Source organism: Pseudomonas sp. AMR01 (genome assembly GCF_041946035.1).
Classification (GTDB): domain Bacteria; phylum Pseudomonadota; class Gammaproteobacteria; order Pseudomonadales; family Pseudomonadaceae; genus Aquipseudomonas; species Aquipseudomonas antarctica_B.
Map to the genome: position 1 here is coordinate 200,454 of NZ_JAUTYR010000002.1, position 17,754 is coordinate 218,207.

14 protein-coding genes are annotated in these 17,754 nt (G+C 60.0%); 8 read left to right on the forward strand and 6 right to left on the reverse strand.

The window, feature by feature from the left end:
- Nucleotides 1-60: 60 nt before the first annotated feature.
- Together Q7C20_RS02855 and Q7C20_RS02860 are read right to left on the reverse strand one after the other, a co-directional pair.
- Nucleotides 61-1,185: a methyltransferase gene (locus Q7C20_RS02855; RefSeq protein WP_375065211.1), complete on the reverse strand. Its 1,125-nt coding sequence runs from the start codon at nt 1,183-1,185 to the stop codon at nt 61-63.
- 163 nt (nt 1,186-1,348) lie between these two features.
- A complete protein-coding gene (locus Q7C20_RS02860) occupies nt 1,349-2,062 on the reverse strand; it encodes a LuxR family transcriptional regulator (RefSeq protein ID WP_375065213.1) in 714 nt (237 codons plus the stop codon).
- Nucleotides 2,063-2,456: 394 nt separating this feature from the next.
- Between Q7C20_RS02860 and Q7C20_RS02865 the strand changes: the two genes are divergently transcribed.
- Nucleotides 2,457-3,233: a ferredoxin--NADP reductase gene (locus tag Q7C20_RS02865; RefSeq protein ID WP_375065215.1), complete on the forward strand. Its 777-nt coding sequence runs from the start codon at nt 2,457-2,459 to the stop codon at nt 3,231-3,233.
- Between the two features lie 44 nt (nt 3,234-3,277).
- Here Q7C20_RS02865 and mscL read toward each other — a convergent pair whose 3' ends face one another.
- Nucleotides 3,278-3,694 (reverse strand): large-conductance mechanosensitive channel protein MscL, encoded by a 417-nt coding sequence (gene mscL, locus Q7C20_RS02870; RefSeq protein ID WP_348062248.1) that lies wholly within the window; start codon nt 3,692-3,694, stop codon nt 3,278-3,280.
- 286 nt (nt 3,695-3,980) lie between these two features.
- Between mscL and katB the strand changes: the two genes are divergently transcribed.
- Genes katB through Q7C20_RS02890 form a run of 4 tightly spaced genes read left to right on the forward strand, consistent with a single transcriptional unit; the run spans nt 3,981 to nt 8,262 of the window.
- Nucleotides 3,981-5,522, forward strand: a complete 1,542-nt coding sequence (gene katB, locus Q7C20_RS02875; protein ID WP_375065218.1) for a catalase KatB — start codon at nt 3,981-3,983, stop codon at nt 5,520-5,522.
- A 56-nt stretch (nt 5,523-5,578) separates the two neighbouring features.
- Nucleotides 5,579-6,118 carry an ankyrin repeat domain-containing protein gene (locus Q7C20_RS02880; RefSeq protein WP_375065219.1) on the forward strand — a complete coding sequence of 180 codons (540 nt, stop codon included), beginning with the start codon at nt 5,579-5,581 and terminating at the stop codon, nt 6,116-6,118.
- Nucleotides 6,119-6,153: 35 nt separating this feature from the next.
- Nucleotides 6,154-7,521 (forward strand): DNA repair protein RadA, encoded by a 1,368-nt coding sequence (gene radA, locus Q7C20_RS02885; RefSeq protein WP_348062075.1) that lies wholly within the window; start codon nt 6,154-6,156, stop codon nt 7,519-7,521.
- A 15-nt stretch (nt 7,522-7,536) separates the two neighbouring features.
- On the forward strand, nt 7,537-8,262 hold the full coding sequence (locus Q7C20_RS02890) for a hypothetical protein (protein WP_375065222.1): 726 nt from the start codon (nt 7,537-7,539) through the stop codon (nt 8,260-8,262).
- A 3-nt stretch (nt 8,263-8,265) separates the two neighbouring features.
- Here Q7C20_RS02890 and Q7C20_RS02895 read toward each other — a convergent pair whose 3' ends face one another.
- The gene (locus Q7C20_RS02895) at nt 8,266-8,634 is read right to left on the reverse strand and encodes a PilZ domain-containing protein (RefSeq protein ID WP_375065223.1); all 369 of its coding nucleotides are present in this window, start codon (nt 8,632-8,634) and stop codon (nt 8,266-8,268) included.
- A gap of 173 nt (nt 8,635-8,807) precedes the next feature.
- Between Q7C20_RS02895 and Q7C20_RS02900 the strand changes: the two genes are divergently transcribed.
- The 3 genes from Q7C20_RS02900 (at nt 8,808) to yjiA (ending at nt 12,231) form a co-directional block, all read left to right on the forward strand.
- Nucleotides 8,808-10,874: a carbon starvation CstA family protein gene (locus Q7C20_RS02900; protein WP_375065225.1), complete on the forward strand. Its 2,067-nt coding sequence runs from the start codon at nt 8,808-8,810 to the stop codon at nt 10,872-10,874.
- Nucleotides 10,875-10,889: 15 nt separating this feature from the next.
- Nucleotides 10,890-11,087 carry a YbdD/YjiX family protein gene (locus Q7C20_RS02905; protein WP_003176208.1) on the forward strand — a complete coding sequence of 66 codons (198 nt, stop codon included), beginning with the start codon at nt 10,890-10,892 and terminating at the stop codon, nt 11,085-11,087.
- Between the two features lie 184 nt (nt 11,088-11,271).
- Nucleotides 11,272-12,231 carry a GTPase gene (yjiA, locus tag Q7C20_RS02910; protein ID WP_375065228.1) on the forward strand — a complete coding sequence of 320 codons (960 nt, stop codon included), beginning with the start codon at nt 11,272-11,274 and terminating at the stop codon, nt 12,229-12,231.
- A 188-nt stretch (nt 12,232-12,419) separates the two neighbouring features.
- Here yjiA and glyA read toward each other — a convergent pair whose 3' ends face one another.
- Both glyA and Q7C20_RS02920 read right to left on the reverse strand, forming a co-directional pair.
- The gene (gene glyA / locus Q7C20_RS02915) at nt 12,420-13,673 is read right to left on the reverse strand and encodes a serine hydroxymethyltransferase (protein ID WP_122538973.1); all 1,254 of its coding nucleotides are present in this window, start codon (nt 13,671-13,673) and stop codon (nt 12,420-12,422) included.
- Between the two features lie 229 nt (nt 13,674-13,902).
- Nucleotides 13,903-17,754 (reverse strand): EAL domain-containing protein, encoded by a 3,852-nt coding sequence (locus tag Q7C20_RS02920; protein ID WP_375065231.1) that lies wholly within the window; start codon nt 17,752-17,754, stop codon nt 13,903-13,905.

Here is a 17,754-nt window from a genome sequence, read left to right on the forward strand (position 1 = left end):
GATCCGGGCCTTGCGGTCCGGCTTTTCAGCCCTGCCTTTCGCAAGAGCGGCAGGGTTTTTTTATTTGCGCGCTTTGAGGATCACGAATTTCGGTGTGGTAGCGATTTGCTCGACGCCACGGAACAGCCGCGCCAGCTTGGTGTGATAACCCAAGTGACGGTTGCCGACGATGTACAGCGCGCCCCCGACCACCAGGGTTTCCCGCGCCTGTTGAAACATGCGCCAGGCGAGGAAGTCGCCGACCACCTGTTGCTGGTGGAACGGCGGGTTGCAGAGCACCACGTCCAGCGATTGTGGCTCCTGGCCAGCCAGGCCATCGCCGGCGCGTATCACCACGTCGCGATCACCCAGTGCGGCCTGCCAGTTCTCGGCGGCGGATTGCACGGCCATGTAGGACTCGTCCACCAGCGTGTAGTGCGCTTCCGGGTTTTGCAGCGCGCTGGCGATGGCCAATACACCGTTGCCACAGCCCAGGTCCGCCACGCGCGCGCTGCCGAGGTTGTTCGGCAGGAACGGCAGGAACGCGCGGGTGCCGATGTCCAGGTCTTCGCGGCAGAACACGTTGGCGTGGTTCAGCAGTTCGATGGCCGGCACGTCCAGGCGGTAGCGGGTGGGGTAGGGCGAGACGGCGGCGGGGCGCTCGGCAACGGTGGCGATCAGCAGCCGGGCTTTTTTGACTGCGAGCGAGGCGTGCATCGGGCCGATATAGCGTTCGAGCATTTCGCCCGCCGCCCGCGGCAGGTGCTTGAGCATTGCCCCGGCGATCACTTCGGCGCCCGGTGCCAGTTGCCCTTGCAGGCGAATCAGTTGTTCTTCGAGCAAGGCCAGGGTTTTGGGGACGCGGATCAGTACGCGGTCAAACGGCCCGGTTGGCGAGAGGTTCGCCGGGATAAACGGCACCGCATCAAAAGCCCTGGCATTGCGTACCAGGTTTTTCTCAAGGCCCTGGGCTGCCAGAAACGAATCGCCGCTGGAGACCACCTGCACTTTACCTGCAAGGCTCGCCGCCAAGGCACCGAAGCTGTCGTTGAGCACCAGCACGCGGGTCGAGAGGCTCGGCTGCTGGCTTGCCAGATGGCTGAGCAGGTACTCATCAGCGGCGTCGAACGCTTGCAGCGGATCATTGTGTTGTTCTGGCTGGCGGATCAGATCGAGCTGGGCGAAGGGGCTGTCAAGCAGGGGCATGGCGGGGGAGGCTCTGGGTCATCGATGGGTGTTCGGTGGCGGCAACTGGCCGAACCGTCTGAGCGAACTGCGAGGCGGCGCCACCAGGGCGGCGGCTTCAACACTCAGAATTGGCCGTAAATGTTACTTTTTTTTCGGAGGGATTACATGCGGTGTTTACAGGTCAGTCAAACAGCCCTTCTTTCGATGCGCGTAGCACGGCGGCAATTTTGCTGCTGACGCCCAGTTTGCGCATGGCGCTGCCGACGTGAAAACTGACCGTTCGTGGGGTGATCGACATGATGTTGCCCACTTCCTCCGCCGTCTTGCCTATCGCCGACCATTTCAGAATTTCCGTCTCTCTCGGCGTTAACCGTGTGGCAGGGCTGATGCAGGGCTTGTCCGCAAAACTCTGGGCCAATACCGCGTGCATTGCATGGCAAAGCCACAACACCTCGCCGGCCTTTTCGTAAAGCTCCTGCGGGCTGACGGCGCCGTCGCTGCGGCCCAGGGTCAGCATGCTGAAGACGCCCCGAAAGTCATGCACCGCCTGGGTCCAACCCACGTGCACACCGTAGGATTGTGCCAAGTCCCACAAATTAGGCGCTGCACTGAGGACTTTTTCCTCCCAGACCACAGGAAAAACACTGTGTTTACACAGGTCTACCACGGGGTCTTTGTCGAAAAAGTGCGCTTGCTTGTAAAGGGCATTCCACTCGGGTGGATAGTTATTGAAATCAATGGGGTCTGCGTTCTTGTCCGGTAACTGGGAACTCATCCTGAAGGCGCAGTATTGAAAGCCGAGTTCATACGTTCTATTGATGACCATTTGAAAAACGGTGGTGACTGCTTGCTCACCGTCCAGTTTAGGAAGACGTGAATTGCGCCAGTTGACCATCGGTAACTCTCCATAGGAATCTCCATGACTCGGGTACGTCCTCATCTCCCGAAGCGACACGAAAATGAGTGTAGGGCATCGGCTACACGATGGAATTAAAATTTCGTAATTGGACGGGCGGGTTTAATCAGTTTTTTCTCGACGTGCCCCTTCCGCACTTTTCGCATCACGCGATATTTCCTGCGGGATTTGAGTGACTTGAAACATCACGGAAATTTAACTAACAGTAGCTCTTCACAACGTTATAGGTGAACCCTAGCGAGTTAATAGCCAATTGATTGGAATTAGTGCTAAAGAGCCACTATTGATCGACTAAGTGATGCCACTACAAACCACCGGTGTTTGTATCGTCGACTTTGAGGGACACTAGGGCACCTGTAGAACGGAGCCCCCCATGACGGCCAGTGCTGAGAAATTCACCCGACAAACCCTGCTCGACGTGCAATCGCTGACCCCCAGCCTGTTTACCTTGCGCACCACCCGCGACCCGGGCTTTCGGTTTACGGCCGGCCAATTCGTGCGTCTGGGGGTGACCAAGGCGGATGGCAGCACCGTGTGGCGTGCTTATTCCATCGTGTCTTCACCGTTTGACGAGCATCTGGATTTCTTCTCTATTGTAGTGCCCGGTGGGGAGTTCACCAGCGAACTGAGCCGTTTGCAGGTAGGCGATACGCTGATGGTGGAGCGCCAGGCCACCGGCTTCCTCACGCTGAACCGTTTTGTGGACGGGCGGGATTTATGGCTGCTGGGCACCGGCACTGGTGTGGCGCCATTCCTGTCGATCCTGCAGGACTTTGAGGTCTGGGAAAAATTCGAGCGCATCGTATTGGTGTACAGCGCCCGCGAGTCCAAGGAATTGGCGTACCAGTCGCTGATCAACGAATTGGGTGAGCGTGAGCATTTGGCTGAATACGCGCACAAGCTCACCTATATTCCGATTGTGACCCGTGAACAGCACCCAGGGGCTTTGAACGGGCGTATTACGGCGATGATCGAGAATGGCGAACTGGAGCGTGCCGCTGGCGTCGCGCTGACCCCGGAGCACTCGCGCGTACTGATTTGCGGCAACCCGCAGATGGTCGACGATACCCGCCAATTGCTCAAACAACGCGATATGCAACTGAGCCTGAGCCGACGTCCCGGGCAAGTGGCGGTGGAAAATTACTGGTAATAAAAAAGCGCCCCAGCGGGCGCTTTTTTTCAGGCCGGCTTTGATTAAAGCGGCTTGTCGTTCTGTGCCTTGAGCAGATCGCGGATCTCACCCAGCAGCAGTTCTTCTTTGGTCGGCGTTGGCGGCAAGCTTGGCGCCACGGCCTCTTCGCGCTTCAGGCGGTTGATGGCTTTGACGCCCATAAAGATCGCAAACGCGACAATCACGAAATCAATCACGCTCTGAATGAACTTGCCATACGCCAGGACTACCGCCGGAACGTCGCCCTGTGCTGCCTTGAGTGTCACGGCCAAGTCGCCGAAGTCCACGCCGCCGATCAACAGGCCGATAGGTGGCATCACCACGTCGCCTACAAAGGAGGAAACGATCTTGCCGAAGGCGGCGCCGATGATGATACCCACGGCCATATCGACCACATTGCCTTTGACCGCGAAGGCCTTGAACTCGCTGATCACGCCCATAAGTTATTCCTTGTTACAGATGAGAAAGGTGGAGGTCAGTGTAAGTCAGTCGTTGTGGGCTTGCGCGACACAACCGTTAACACTGCTAATTTTTATCGACACATTAAATGGCAAATAGTTTGCAAAGTGCCACCAATCGCGCGCGGAATACGCGCCATTTCAGTGCCTTGCCACATTATTTTCTTTATCGGGGCAGTACGCCTTTTCTATTTATCTTATGACTCGCGGGTCACTAGCCTCTGGCAAGCACGAATGAATGTGCATAAAAAAACCAGAGGACACCTCGATGAATACCACCATGAGCCGCAGGCCAGTGACTGCGCGTCACGCGCTGGCATTGGTCACCGCCAGCCTGCTTTCCCTCTCTGTACAAGCCGCCAACCTGACCCGTGATAACGGCGCCGCCGTTGGCGATAACCAGAACTCGCAAACCGCTGGTGCCAATGGCCCGGTATTGTTGCAAGACGTTCAGCTGATTCAAAAACTGCAGCGCTTTGACCGCGAGCGCATCCCGGAGCGCGTTGTGCATGCCCGCGGCACTGGCGCTCACGGCACCTTTACCGTCACCGACAACCTCAGCGACCTGACCAAAGCCAAGGTCTTTGCCGCCGGCGAAGCCACCCCGGTGTTTGTGCGTTTCTCGGCCGTGGTGCATGGCAACCACTCTCCGGAAACCCTGCGTGACCCGCGCGGTTTTGCCACCAAGTTCTACACCGCCGAAGGTAACTGGGATTTGGTGGGGAATAACTTCCCAACCTTCTTTATTCGCGATGCCATCAAGTTCCCGGACATGGTCCACGCGTTCAAACCTGACCCGCGCACTAACCTGGACGACGACTCTCGCCGTTTCGATTTCTTCTCCCATGTTCCAGAGTCCACCCGCACACTCACCGAGTTGTACTCTGACTCCGGCACGCCAGCCAGTTACCGGGAAATGGACGGTAATGGCGTGCACGCCTACAAGTTGATCAACGCCAAAGGCGAAGTGCACTACGTCAAGTTCCACTGGAAGAGCCTGCAAGGCATCAAGAACCTTGATCCCAAGCAAGTCACCGAAGTGCAAGGGCGTGACTACAGCCATTTGACCAATGACCTGGTTACGCACATCAACAAGGGCGACTTCCCCAAGTGGGACTTGTATGTGCAAGTGTTGAAACCTGAGGACTTGGCCAAGTTTGACTTCGACCCGCTGGACGCCACCAAGATCTGGCCGAATGTGCCGGAGCGTAAAGTCGGGCAGATGGTGCTGAACCGCAACCCTGGGAACGTGTTCCAGGAAACCGAGCAAGTCGCCATGGCCCCGGCCAACCTCGTTCCGGGCATCGAGCCGTCGGAAGACCGCCTGCTGCAAGGTCGAGTGTTCTCCTACGCCGACACGCAGATGTATCGCCTGGGGCCGAACGCCCTGCAACTGCCGATCAACGCTCCACGGGTGACCGTCAACAACGGTAACCAGGACGGCGTCATGAACTCGGGCAAAACCACCACTGGCGTGAACTACGAGCCAAGCCGCCTGCTGCCACGGGAAGAAACGCAAACCGCGCGCTACAGCCAGTTGGCGCTGTCGGGCAGCACCCAGCAAGCGAAGATTCAGCGTGAGCAGAACTTCAAACAGGCGGGTGATCTGTACCGCTCCTATAACCAGAAAGAGCGTCAGGACTTGATCGACAACTTCGGTGGCTCCCTCGCGACCACTGATGACGAGAGCAAGCACATCATCCTGTCGTTCCTCTACAAGGCAGACCCGGAGTACGGCACGGGCGTGACCAAAGTGGCCAAGGGTGATCTGGCGCGTGTAAAAGCGCTGGCAGAAAAACTGACTGACTAACGTCTGTTCCAGTCGGCGCCCTCTTGAGGGCGCCGACTTCCGTGAGGAGAACACCCATGCGAATTTTTATCGGTTTACTGATGGCCACGCTCGCCTTTGTCGCCCACGCCGAGTCCCCCGACCCGGTGGCGCTCAAGGCGCAGTTGCAGGACTACTATTTCGATGCTGCCCGCCGGGGCGATGTCGACATGCTCAACACCTTCATCGAATCCGGTTACAGCCTCAACACCACAGACGACAAGGGCTACACCGCACTGATCCTCGCCGCCTACCACGGCCAGGGCGCGTTTGTGGACCGCCTGCTCAGTGCTGGCGCCGACGCCTGTGTGCAGGACAAACGCGGTAACACCGCGCTGATGGGCGCGATCTTCAAGGGCGAGCTGAAAATTGCCCAGCGCCTGCTGGCAACCAGCTGCAACCCCGACCAACGCAACGGCGCCGGGCAGACCGCCGCCATGTACGCCGGGCTGTTCAAGCGCGTCGAGCTGCTCGATGAACTGAAGGCCAAAGGCGCCGACCTCAACGCCGAAGACCCGATCGGCAACAGTGCTTCACGATTAGCCAGTGGTGAAATCCGGACCCCGGCGCCGCGCTGAGCTATCATCGCGGTTTTTCGGTTGGAGGTTCTCAAATGGCAAAGGCCAAGCGCATGTACGGCTGCACGGAGTGCGGCGCGACCTTTCCCAAGTGGGCTGGCCAATGCACCGAGTGCGGCGCGTGGAACACCCTGACTGAAACCATGATCGAAAGCGGCGGCGCCGCAGCCCCCACCGGCCGTGCTGGCTGGACCGGGCAACAGGCGCAGATCAAGACCCTGGCCGAAGTCAGCGTCGAAGAAATCCCGCGTTTCTCCACCGCCTCCGGTGAACTCGACCGGGTACTCGGCGGCGGGCTGGTCGACGGCTCTGTCGTGCTGATCGGCGGCGACCCCGGCATCGGCAAATCCACCATCCTGCTGCAAACCCTGTGCAGCATCGCCAGCCGCATGCCCGCGCTGTACGTCACCGGTGAAGAGTCCCAGCAACAAGTAGCCATGCGCGCTCGCCGCCTGGGCTTGCCCCAGGATCAACTGCGGGTGATGACCGAAACCTGCATCGAAAGCATCATTGCCACCGCGCGCATCGAAAAACCCAAGGTCATGGTGATCGACTCGATCCAGACCATTTTCACCGAGCAGCTGCAATCGGCGCCCGGTGGCGTGTCCCAGGTGCGCGAAAGCGCGGCGTTGCTGGTGCGCTATGCCAAGCAGAGCGGCACGGCGATCTTCCTGGTCGGCCACGTGACCAAAGAAGGCGCGCTGGCCGGGCCTCGCGTGTTGGAGCACATGGTCGACACCGTGCTGTATTTCGAGGGCGAATCCGACGGCCGCCTGCGTTTGCTGCGGGCGGTGAAGAACCGTTTCGGCGCCGTGAATGAGCTGGGCGTGTTCGCGATGACGGATCGCGGCCTGAAAGAAGTCTCCAACCCTTCGGCGATTTTTCTCACGCGTGCCCAGGAAGAAGTCCCGGGCAGCGTGGTGATGGCAACGTGGGAAGGCACCCGGCCAATGCTGGTGGAAGTGCAGGCGCTGGTGGATGACAGCCATTTGGCCAACCCGCGCCGTGTCACCCTCGGCCTGGATCAGAACCGTTTGGCCATGCTGCTGGCGGTACTGCACCGTCACGGCGGCATTCCGACCCACGATCAGGACGTGTTCCTCAACGTGGTCGGCGGGGTCAAGGTGCTGGAAACGGCGTCTGACCTGGCATTGATGGCGGCCGTGATGTCCAGCCTGCGCAATAAACCGCTGCCCCACGACTTGTTGGTGTTCGGTGAGGTCGGCTTGTCAGGCGAAGTGCGCCCGGTGCCGAGTGGCCAGGAGCGTTTGAAGGAAGCGGCCAAACATGGCTTCAAACGCGCGATCGTGCCCAAGGGCAATATGCCCAAGGAATCGCCGCCGGGGATAAACATCATTGGCGTCACGCGCCTGGAGCAGGCGCTGGACGCACTGTTCGAATAATCAGGGATGGACGCCATGCAACGATCGAATCGCTGGGGCGCAGTCGCCCTGTTTGTCGCCCTGGCCGGGCTGCCCGCCATGGCGTGGGCTGAACTGCCAGCCGGTTACCGTCTCGCGCAACAGTTGGCGACCGAGGACGGCAGCGTCTTGCAGGTATTGGAAGACCAGCGTATCAGCGCCCAGTTGCACCAGGACCGCTGGGGCAACGGGCTGGACGAGGACTCGTTTGACGATCCCGGCGACCTGGTGGATAAGCCGCTGCTCCAAGCCCAGGTGCGCAGGGTGTCGGCGTCTGGCGAAGTGATCGCGCACGAAGAACTCGGTTATCCGTTGGCTGAGGTCAAAAAGGCCCCGCTCAACGGCTTGCCAGCGCCTGTGTATTTTTTGAGCATCGACCAGACCGCGCCGATGGGCAGCTACAGCGGCCCGGCGACGCAACTGCTGATGCCGGCCAGGCAGCAACTCAAACCGATGGACTACAAGGGCGCTGACGGCAAGGTCAAGCCTCTGACCCTGGCCCAGACCGGCAAAGCCGCCTGGCAAGTAGCCACGCCCGCAGCAGGTGGCGCGGATGAGTTGCTGCAACTGTCGTCCTTTATGGACGGTGATGGCGACGAAGATTTCGTCACTCGTTACACGACCTACCGTTTTGCCGACGGGCAATGGCAGGCCGCGTCGAGTCAGAAAACGGGTCTTTGGGAGTCGGAAAGCCACTTCCCGGCACGAGCGGCGTTTCCCTGACGGCTAAACCTCCAGCAATGCACCCAACTCGCGGTGCAGCTCATCCTCATCACCCAGGTTCAACTCGATCAAGCGCCGCAGATGGGTGATCGAGTCCAGGTCAATGTGTTCACACACGAACCCCAACTGCCCATGATCGTCATGGGCCAGCTTGACCTGCATCTGTATATGCGCCTCTGGGTCCAGCCGAATATCGACGTCAAACAGCTGCTCGCCATCACCCTGCCAATCATCAGGGCGGTCCACCAGCAAACCCTTGAGTGACACATCCACCAGTTGCACCGGCCACTTCCAGCTGCCCTGGGCAATGGTCGTTTTTGCCTTAAAGGCGATTCGCCGAAAACGGCGGCGATCAGACGGTTGTTCAGTCATGGTTAACCCCTGTGTGAATAGAAGGATTGTAGCCTTGCGCCATCAACCGGCGCTTATTTCTGCTTTTTTTGCGATTGCAAGGCTCTAGACCAACGTGGGGGGTGGCCTTTAAAGCCAACAGCGCTAAACTCCGGCTGGCTGTCCTTTCTGTCCACCCTGGCTGGAATATAAAAATGAAAAATAATAATAGCCTGCTACGCCACCTACCCTGGCTGGTGCTGGCAATCGTAGGAGCATGCGCCCTGGGCGTAGTGGCCTTGCGCCGAGGCGAGGCGATCAACGCCTTGTGGATCGTGGTCGCTGCGGTGGCCATCTACCTGGTTGCGTACCGCTACTACAGTCTGTTCATCGCTAACAATGTGATGCAACTCGACCCACGGCGGGCCACCCCCGCAGTGCTCAACAACGACGGTCTGGACTATGTGCCGACCAACAAACACATTCTTTTCGGTCACCACTTTGCGGCGATTGCCGGTGCAGGCCCCTTGGTCGGCCCGGTACTGGCGGCGCAAATGGGTTACCTGCCCGGCACGCTCTGGCTGATTGCCGGCGTGGTGCTGGCCGGTGCGGTGCAGGACTTCATGGTCCTGTTCCTGTCCACTCGTCGCAACGGCCGTTCCCTCGGCGACATGGTCCGCGAAGAGATGGGCCGCATTCCGGGGACCATCGCGCTGTTCGGCTGCTTCCTGATCATGATCATCATCCTCGCGGTGCTGGCGCTGATCGTGGTCAAGGCTTTGGCTGAGAGCCCGTGGGGCATTTTCACCGTGATGGCGACCATCCCGATCGCGATGTTCATGGGCGTGTACATGCGTTACATCCGCCCGGGCCGCATTGGTGAAATTTCGGTTATCGGCGTGCTGTTGCTGCTGGGTTCGATCTGGCTGGGCGGGCAGATTGCCGCTGACCCGGTCTGGGCCAAGGCTTTCTCGTTCACGGGTATCCAGATCACCTGGATGCTGGTGGGCTATGGCTTCGTCGCTGCGGTACTGCCGGTGTGGCTGATCCTCGCACCGCGTGACTACCTCTCTACGTTCCTGAAAATCGGCACCATCATTGCGTTGGCGATCGGCATCCTGGTCACCATGCCAGAGCTGAAAATGCCGGCCCTGACCCAATTCATCGACGGTACCGGCCCGGTGTGGAAGGGCGGTCTGTTCCCGTTCCTGTTCATCACCATCGCCTGTGGCGCGGTCTCGGGTTTCCACGCGCTGATCTCGTCGGGCACCACGCCCAAGCTGCTGGATAACGAAGTCAACTCGCGCTACATCGGTTACGGCGCGATGCTGATGGAATCGTTCGTGGCCATTATGGCGATGGTTGCCGCGTCGGTGATCGAGCCTGGCGTGTACTTCGCCATGAACAGCCCGGCTGCCGTGGTGGGCGCTGACGTTGTGACCGTTGCGCAAACCGTCAGCAGTTGGGGCTTCGCCATTACCCCGGAAGCACTGACCGCCGTAGCGCATGACATCGGCGAAACCACCATCCTGGCACGTGCCGGCGGTGCGCCGACATTGGCGGTAGGTATCGCGCAGATCCTGCACAGCGTGCTGCCAGGTGAGAACACCATGGCGTTCTGGTACCACTTTGCGATCCTGTTTGAAGCGCTGTTCATCCTCACGGCGGTTGACGCCGGTACCCGAGCCGGGCGTTTCATGCTCCAAGATTTGCTCGGTTCCTTCGTGCCGTCGCTCAAGCGCACCGAGTCCTGGACCGCCAACCTGATTGCGACCGCAGGCTGCGTGGCGATGTGGGGTTACCTGTTGTACCAAGGCGTGATCGACCCACTGGGCGGCATCAACACCTTGTGGCCGTTGTTCGGTATCTCCAACCAGATGCTGGCCGGTATCGCGCTGATGCTCGCCACGGTGGTGCTGATCAAAATGAAACGCCAGCGCTACATCTGGGTGACCATGCTGCCGGCCGTCTGGCTGCTGATTTGCACCGTGACCGCAGGCTTCATCAAGCTGTTCGATGCCAACCCGGCGATCGGCTTCCTGTCACTGGCCAAGAAGTACAGCGATGCCCTGGCCAACGGCCAGATACTCGCCCCGGCCAAGAACATCGACCAGATGCAGCACGTGATCTGGAACGCTTACACCAACGCAACGCTGACTACGCTGTTCCTGTTCGTGGTGTTCAGCATCCTGTTCTATGCGCTCAAGGTCGGCGTCGCCGCCTGGGGCAACAAAGAACGTACGGATAAAGAAGCCCCGTTCCAGGCCTTGCCGGACGCGTGATCGAGGAGTGCAATCATGTTCAATGACATCAGTCGCCTGGGTAAATACCTCGGTCAGGCCGCGCGCCTGATGGTCGGCATGCCCGACTACGATACGTACGTCGAGCATATGCAAACCAAACACCCGGACAAACCGATGATGGACTACAAGGCGTTCTTCCGGGAACGCCAGGAAGCCCGTTACGGCGGCAAGGGTGGGCCTAAGTGCTGCTGACCCGGCACTCGGGCTTGCGGTGATCCCCTGTGGGAGCGGGCTTGTGTGGGAGCTGGCTTGCCTGCGATAGCATCAACTCGGTATGACTGGAAGACCGAGTTGTTTGCATCGCAGGCAAGCCAGCTCCCACAGGGGCCCGCTCCCACATTTGCTTTGTGTTCCTTCAGTAATCAGGAGATCAGTTTTGTCCTCTCCCATCCCCGTCACCATCCTCAGCGGCTTCCTCGGCGCTGGCAAAACCACCTTGCTGCGCCGCCTGCTCAAGGCCGAGCACGGCTTGAAAATCGCCGTGATCGAAAACGAATTCAGTGACGCCGGTATCGACACCCAACTGTTGGGCGCCGAGCCGGTGCAAGTCATGACCCTGTCCAATGGCTGCGTGTGCTGCACCATCCACACCGACCTGACCAAAGCCCTTTACCTGCTGCTCGAACGCCTGGACAGCGGCGAAATCGCCTTTGACCGCCTGGTGATCGAATGCACCGGCCTGGCAGATCCGGCGCCGGTGGCCCAGACCTTTTTCATCGATGAAGAACTGCGCGAGCGCTACATCCTCGACGGCATCATCACGCTGGTGGACGCCGCCCACGCCGAGCACCACCTGACCCAGACCATCGCCCAGGCCCAGATCGGCTTTGCCGACCGCCTGCTGGTGAGTAAACGCGACCTGGTGGACGACGCCACCTTTGATGCCCTCAGCCAGCGCCTGACCCGCATCAACCGCCGCGCGCCGATTCGTGTGGTCGACCACGGCAACATCGACCTGGCCGAACTGCTCGACGTGCGCGGCTTCAACCTGAACGCCGGCATGAGCCTGCGCCCGGTCAGTGCTGCGCCGTCCATCGACCGAATCTCCAGCCTGGTGCTGCGCACCGACCAGCCGCTGGATATCGACCGCCTCAGCGCGTTCATGAACGAACTGCTGGAAGACCACGGCAAGCAATTGCTGCGCTACAAAGGCGTGCTGAACATTGCCGGGGAAGACCGGCGCATGGTGTTCCAGGGCGTGCTCAAGCTCTACGGGTTCGATTGGGACACCGAATGGGCCGAGGGCGAGGCGCGGGAAAGTGTGATTGTGTTTATTGCCGATGAGTTGCCGGAAGAAAAGATTCGCGAGGGCTTCCAGCGCGTCTACCAACCCTGACTTGACCTGAAATGCAGTCAAAATGTGGGAGGGGGCTTGCTCCCGATGACAGTGTGTCAGTGACATATCAGTGCCTGATACACCGCTATCGGGAGCAAGCCCCCTCCCACAATTGACTGTGTTTCACCTGCAAACAGGCATAAAAAAGCCCGGCTCTTCAGCCGGGCTTCTTATTCAAGCAACTGCAATCAAGCGCCGTACACCGGCAGCTTCTTGCAGATGGCCTTGACCTTCTCACGTACCGCGTCGATCACGGCTTCGTTGTTCAGGTCTGCCAGGATGTCGCAGATCCAGCCAGCCAGTTCCTTGCACTCTGCTTCTTTAAAGCCACGGGTGGTCACAGCCGGGGTGCCGAAGCGCAGGCCGGAAGTGACGAACGGCGAACGTGGATCGTTCGGCACGGAGTTCTTGTTCACGGTGATGAAGGCTTTGCCCAGGGCAGCGTCAGCATCTTTACCGGAGATGTCCTGCTTGATCAGCGACAACAGGAACAGGTGGTTCTCGGTACCGCCCGACACCACGTCAAAACCGCGTGCGATAAACACTTCGGCCATGGTCTTGGCGTTCTTCACCACTTGTTGCTGGTAGGTCTTGAACTCAGGCTGCAGGGCTTCCTTGAAGCAGATCGCTTTGGCGGCGATCACGTGCTCCAGCGGGCCACCTTGAGCGCCCGGGAATACCGCGGAGTTCAGCTTCTTCTCGATCTCGGCGTTGGCGCGCGCCAGGATCAGGCCGCCACGTGGGCCGCGCAGGGTTTTGTGCGTGGTGGTGGTGACCACGTCAGCGTAAGGCACCGGGTTCGGGTAGACACCAGCGGCGACCAGACCGGCCACGTGGGCCATGTCGACGAACAGGTAGGCGCCAACCTTGTCAGCGATTTCGCGGAAACGCGGGAAGTCGAGGATCTGCGAGTAGGCAGAGAAACCGGCCACGATCATTTTTGGCTTGTGTTCAACCGCCAGACGCTCGACTTCGTCGTAGTCGATCAGGCCGTTGGCATCGATGCCGTATTGAACGGCGTTGTACAGCTTGCCGGAGGAGGAAACGCTGGCGCCGTGGGTCAGGTGACCGCCGTGGGCCAGGCTCATGCCCAGGATGGTGTCGCCGCCTTGCAGCAGAGCCAGGTACACGGCGCTGTTGGCTTGGGAGCCGGCGTGCGGCTGGACGTTGGCGTAATCGGCGCCGAACAGTTCTTTTGCACGGTCGATGGCCAACTGCTCAACCACGTCGACGTACTCGCAACCACCGTAGTAGCGCTTGCCTGGGTAGCCTTCGGCGTACTTGTTGGTCAGTACCGAACCTTGAGCCTCCATGACCGCAGGGCTGGTGTAGTTTTCCGAAGCGATCAGCTCAATGTGCTCTTCCTGGCGCACGGCTTCTTGCTCCATGGCGGCAAAGAGATCGGCGTCGTACTTGGCAATAGTCAAATCACGGCTGAACATGGCGGTCCTCAAGGATCGGGGGCAGAAAAGGAGGGCATTCTAACCCAATGGGTTTTAGATGGCATATGAAAGGACATCATGTCGCGGACAAGCGGGATTCACTTAGGGGCAAGGGGGCCTGTGCCATTGCCATCGCAGGCAAGCCAGCTCCCACACTGGAAGGTGTTTGCAATTCAAACTGTGGGAGCTGGCTTGCCTGCGATGAGGCCATCAGCCCCACAACAAGTATTCAGTCGAACAGGAACAGCGCTTCATTGCTGAACTGCGCCTCAAACCGGTTCGCCGGCATCGGCCGTCCAAACAGATACCCCTGCACCTCGTCACACCCGTGCTCGCGCAGGAAATCCAGCTGCTCATGGGTTTCCACGCCCTCGGCGATCACCGCCAGGTTCAGGCTGTGGGCCATGGCGATAATTGCTCGGGCGATCTGCGCGTCCTGCTCGCCGGACGGCAGGCCATCGACAAAGGTGCGGTCGATTTTCAGCACGTCGATCGGGAACTGCTTGAGGTAGTTCAACGACGAATACCCGGTGCCAAAGTCATCCACCGCAATGCTCAGGCCGAGGTTTTTAAGGCCGGCGAGGATTTGCATGGCCTCAGTGACTTCACGCATGAGGATACTTTCGGTCAGCTCCAGCTCCAGGCACGCGGGCGGCAGGCCGGTATCCCTGAGGATGGTGGCGATGCGCTCACCCAATTGCCCATCGGAGAATTGCCGCGCCGAGATGTTCACCGAAACTTTCGGTACGCGCACCTTGTTCTGGTGCCAGGTCTTGAGCTGGCGACAGGCCTCGCCGATCACCCAGTCGCCCACGTCCACCACCAGCCCCAACTCTTCCAGCACCGGAATGAAATCCCCCGGCGGCACCAGGCCACGGCGCGGGTGGCGCCAGCGCAGCAAGGCTTCGGCGCCGGTCAGGCGTTTGCCGTCGCCGCTGAACTGCGGCTGGTAATACAGCACGAATTCGTCCTGTTCCAGTGCATGGCGCAGGTCGCTTTCCAGTTCCAGGCGTTCCAGGGCGCTGGCGTTCATGTCGGCCTGGTAGAACTGGAAGTTGTTTTTGCCGCGCTCTTTGGCGTGGTACATCGCGGTGTCGGCGTTCTTCATCAACTGGCTCAGCTCATTGCCGTCCTGTGGGCTGAGGGCGATGCCGATACTCGCGGTCACGAAGAACTCGCGGCCTTCCAGTACAAAGGGTTTTACCAGGCTTGCCAGAATCTGCTCGGCCACCGAAATAGCGCGGTTCAGCGCCATTTCACGGCTGACCCGCGGTTGCAGGAGCAAGGTGAACTCGTCGCCGCCCATGCGTGCCACGGTGTCGTCTTCGGCGACGCAACCCAGCAGGCGCGTGGCCATCTCCTTGAGCATGCGGTCGCCGGCGGCGTGGCCCAGCGAGTCGTTGATCGGCTTGAAACGGTCGAGGTCGAGGAACATCAGCACCACCCACGACTTCTGCCGCTCAGCCGACTGCAACGCGGTGTGCAGGCGGTCCTGGAACAACGTGCGGTTGGGCAGGTGGGTCAGGGCGTCGTAATAGGCCAGGCGGTGGATGCGCTGTTCGCTGGCCTTGCGCTCGCTGATATCACTGAAAAAACACACATAGCTGGCCAGGTCGCCTTCATCGTCGAACACGGCGGTAATGCCCACCCACGCCGGATAATGCTCGCCGTTGCGGCGCTGGAGCCACACTTCGCCTTCCCAGGTACTGTGCTGGTGCAGTTGCTTGAGCACGTAACGCAGGTGGGCTTCCTGTTGCTCGTCGACGGTGAGCATGTTCGGCAACTGGTCGAGCACGTCCGCCACGGCATACCCGCTGACGCGGCTGAACGCCTCGTTGGCCTGCACGATATACCCGGCCGGGTCGGTGATCAGGATCGCCGAGGTTGAGTGTTCGAATACCGTGGCCGCCATGCGCAGGTCTTTCTCGGCGCGGCGCTGCTGGCTGATATCGCGGCCCACACCGAGGATGCCTTCAAATGCGCCGTGTTCATCCCACACCAGCACCAGGCGCAACTCGATCGGCACCTTGCGGCCATCGGCGCGCAGGCAGTCGAACAGGAACAGCTGGGTTTGCACTTCATCGCGCAGGCGGTTCAGCGCGGCGGGGTCGCCCACTGCGCGGCTGACGTGTTCCACCAGGCTACTGATGCCGGTCAGTTGTTGCGGGTTGGCGATGATCGACTGCCAGCCGTTCTTGAACACCCAATCCACGTCGTACCCCAGCACGGCGTTGACCGACGGGCTGATGTAGTTGAGCGCCAGTTGGCTGTCGGTGGAGCAGATCACGTCGCTGATGCTTTCGGCGAGCATGCGGTAACGCTGCTCGCTGTCACGCAGGGATTCGCTGGCTTCGATCTGGTCGGTAATGTCCTTGGCCACGCCGATGATCCGCGTGATCACCGCCGTCTTGTCGCGGGCCAGCGCTTGTTCGCGAATATCGAAACGGCGCCATTGGTTATTGCGGTGACGAAAACGCAACTGGCACTGTAATTGGGTCGCATAGCCGACCAGACGCTGTTGTTGACGCAGTTCGTGGTAATACTCGGCGTCGTCGGGGTGTAGCAGGATTTCCCAGAAATACTCGCCCATTTGCTGCAGTTCGGCCTTGTTGTAGCCGAGGGTGTGGCCCAAATGGTGGTTGCTGAAAATCATGCGCTGGCTCATCACGTCCTGCACATACAGGTGATCGGGCACGGTGCGCACCACGTCCGACCAAAAACTCTCGCGTTCCACCAGCGACAGCTCGATCAGCTTGCGGCTGGTGATATCGCTGATGCTCAGGATCACGGCCTTGAAGTCATCCTGCTGTTCCGGCAGGCGCATCACCAACCACAGGTATTGGTCGTTGCCGGCCATGTCGTTGAGCTGAATTTCCAGCTCCAGCTGTTTTTGCTGGGTCAGCACCGCTTCGAGCACTTGGTAACCGATGGCCGTGGCGTTGCGCGGGCAATCGTCGATCAGGCGTTCCCAGGCCTCATCGCATGAGCTCACATTCAGCAGGCGCACCGCCATCTGGTTGACCTCGGTAACGCGCAACTCCTTGAGCAGTTGTTTGCGCTCCTCGGTGTTGTTGTGCAGCCAGTCCTGCAAGTGCTCGCGGGTGTGCATGTTGGCTTTGGCGAAGAAGGTCCTCACACCGGACAGGTCAAGTACGCACAGGGCCACGCCGGTGCCTTCGAAAATATCCTGATAGCGTCGCCGGCCTTCGTTCACCTGGCGCTGACGGCGGCGCATGTTCAGCAGCACGATCACCGGGATCAGCGAAAAGGCCAGCCCCAGCAGGCATTTGCCGATAAACGCCGGCAGCAGCTGTTGCAGCACCGCGCTGCGGTCGAACAGGCCGCGCAATTGCCAGTCGCTTTTGCTCAGGGGCGTGACCAGCACGCTTTTATTCAATTCATCCGGGGTCAGTGCAGAGGTCCACTGTGCCGGCATGCCGCTGTCACGGCTGACCACGCGGTAGTTCATGCGGTTTTCAATGGCCCACATCGGGCCCTGGCCCTGGCCGTCCTGGCGGGTGAGGTTGGTCAGGTAGTTCGGTGCCAGGCGCAGCGCCCAGTACATTCTGGAGCCGCCGCTGGGCTGGTGTAGCAACAGATAAACGAGGGTGCCGTCGCTGTTATTGCTCAGGTAATAAGGTTGCGAGTGGCTGCGCTGCACCAGCTCTTCGAGCCAGGCGGCGTCGTCGCTGTCTTTGGCGCTGTCACTGATTATCGCGCCGCTGGGTGCAAGCAGGGCCACACTGCGCAGCTCCGGCAGCGAGCGTTGCAAGGTGCGCATCAGCGCTTGTTGCTGCTCGTCGCCGCGCGGTGGCTCGACCATCGGTAACAGGTTCAGCGCGATTTTTGCGCTCAGGGCCATGTTCAGGCTGATTTGTTCGGCGAGGTCGGCGCTGTAATCGATGGTGTATTGCTGCTGGTCCTTCTGGTTTTGCTGCAGTTGGTCGAGCAGTTGCCAGAACAATAACGCGAGCAGCATGAGCACGAGCGTCGCCAGTGCGCCTTTGAGGGTGCCGTGCAGGGGGGCTCCCGGCGCTATATGAGCGGCGCGCAGAGGAGTGGGCGGCGTGACTTTGGACAA

What these genes read in the sequence shown, in the direction of transcription:
- Q7C20_RS02860 (WP_375065213.1), bottom strand. Translation starts at nt 2,062, where the DNA reads ATGGTCAACTGGCGCAATTCACGTCTTCCTAAACTGGACGGTGAGCAA.
- Q7C20_RS02890 (WP_375065222.1), top strand. Translation starts at nt 7,537, where the DNA reads ATGCAACGATCGAATCGCTGGGGCGCAGTCGCCCTGTTTGTCGCCCTG.
- Q7C20_RS02865 (WP_375065215.1), top strand. Translation starts at nt 2,457, where the DNA reads ATGACGGCCAGTGCTGAGAAATTCACCCGACAAACCCTGCTCGACGTG.
- mscL (WP_348062248.1), bottom strand. Translation starts at nt 3,694, where the DNA reads ATGGGCGTGATCAGCGAGTTCAAGGCCTTCGCGGTCAAAGGCAATGTG.
- glyA (WP_122538973.1), bottom strand. Translation starts at nt 13,673, where the DNA reads ATGTTCAGCCGTGATTTGACTATTGCCAAGTACGACGCCGATCTCTTT.
- Q7C20_RS02895 (WP_375065223.1), bottom strand. Translation starts at nt 8,634, where the DNA reads ATGACTGAACAACCGTCTGATCGCCGCCGTTTTCGGCGAATCGCCTTT.
- Q7C20_RS02905 (WP_003176208.1), top strand. Translation starts at nt 10,890, where the DNA reads ATGTTCAATGACATCAGTCGCCTGGGTAAATACCTCGGTCAGGCCGCG.
- radA (WP_348062075.1), top strand. Translation starts at nt 6,154, where the DNA reads ATGGCAAAGGCCAAGCGCATGTACGGCTGCACGGAGTGCGGCGCGACC.
- katB (WP_375065218.1), top strand. Translation starts at nt 3,981, where the DNA reads ATGAATACCACCATGAGCCGCAGGCCAGTGACTGCGCGTCACGCGCTG.
- Q7C20_RS02900 (WP_375065225.1), top strand. Translation starts at nt 8,808, where the DNA reads ATGAAAAATAATAATAGCCTGCTACGCCACCTACCCTGGCTGGTGCTG.
- Q7C20_RS02855 (WP_375065211.1), bottom strand. Translation starts at nt 1,185, where the DNA reads ATGCCCCTGCTTGACAGCCCCTTCGCCCAGCTCGATCTGATCCGCCAG.
- Q7C20_RS02880 (WP_375065219.1), top strand. Translation starts at nt 5,579, where the DNA reads ATGCGAATTTTTATCGGTTTACTGATGGCCACGCTCGCCTTTGTCGCC.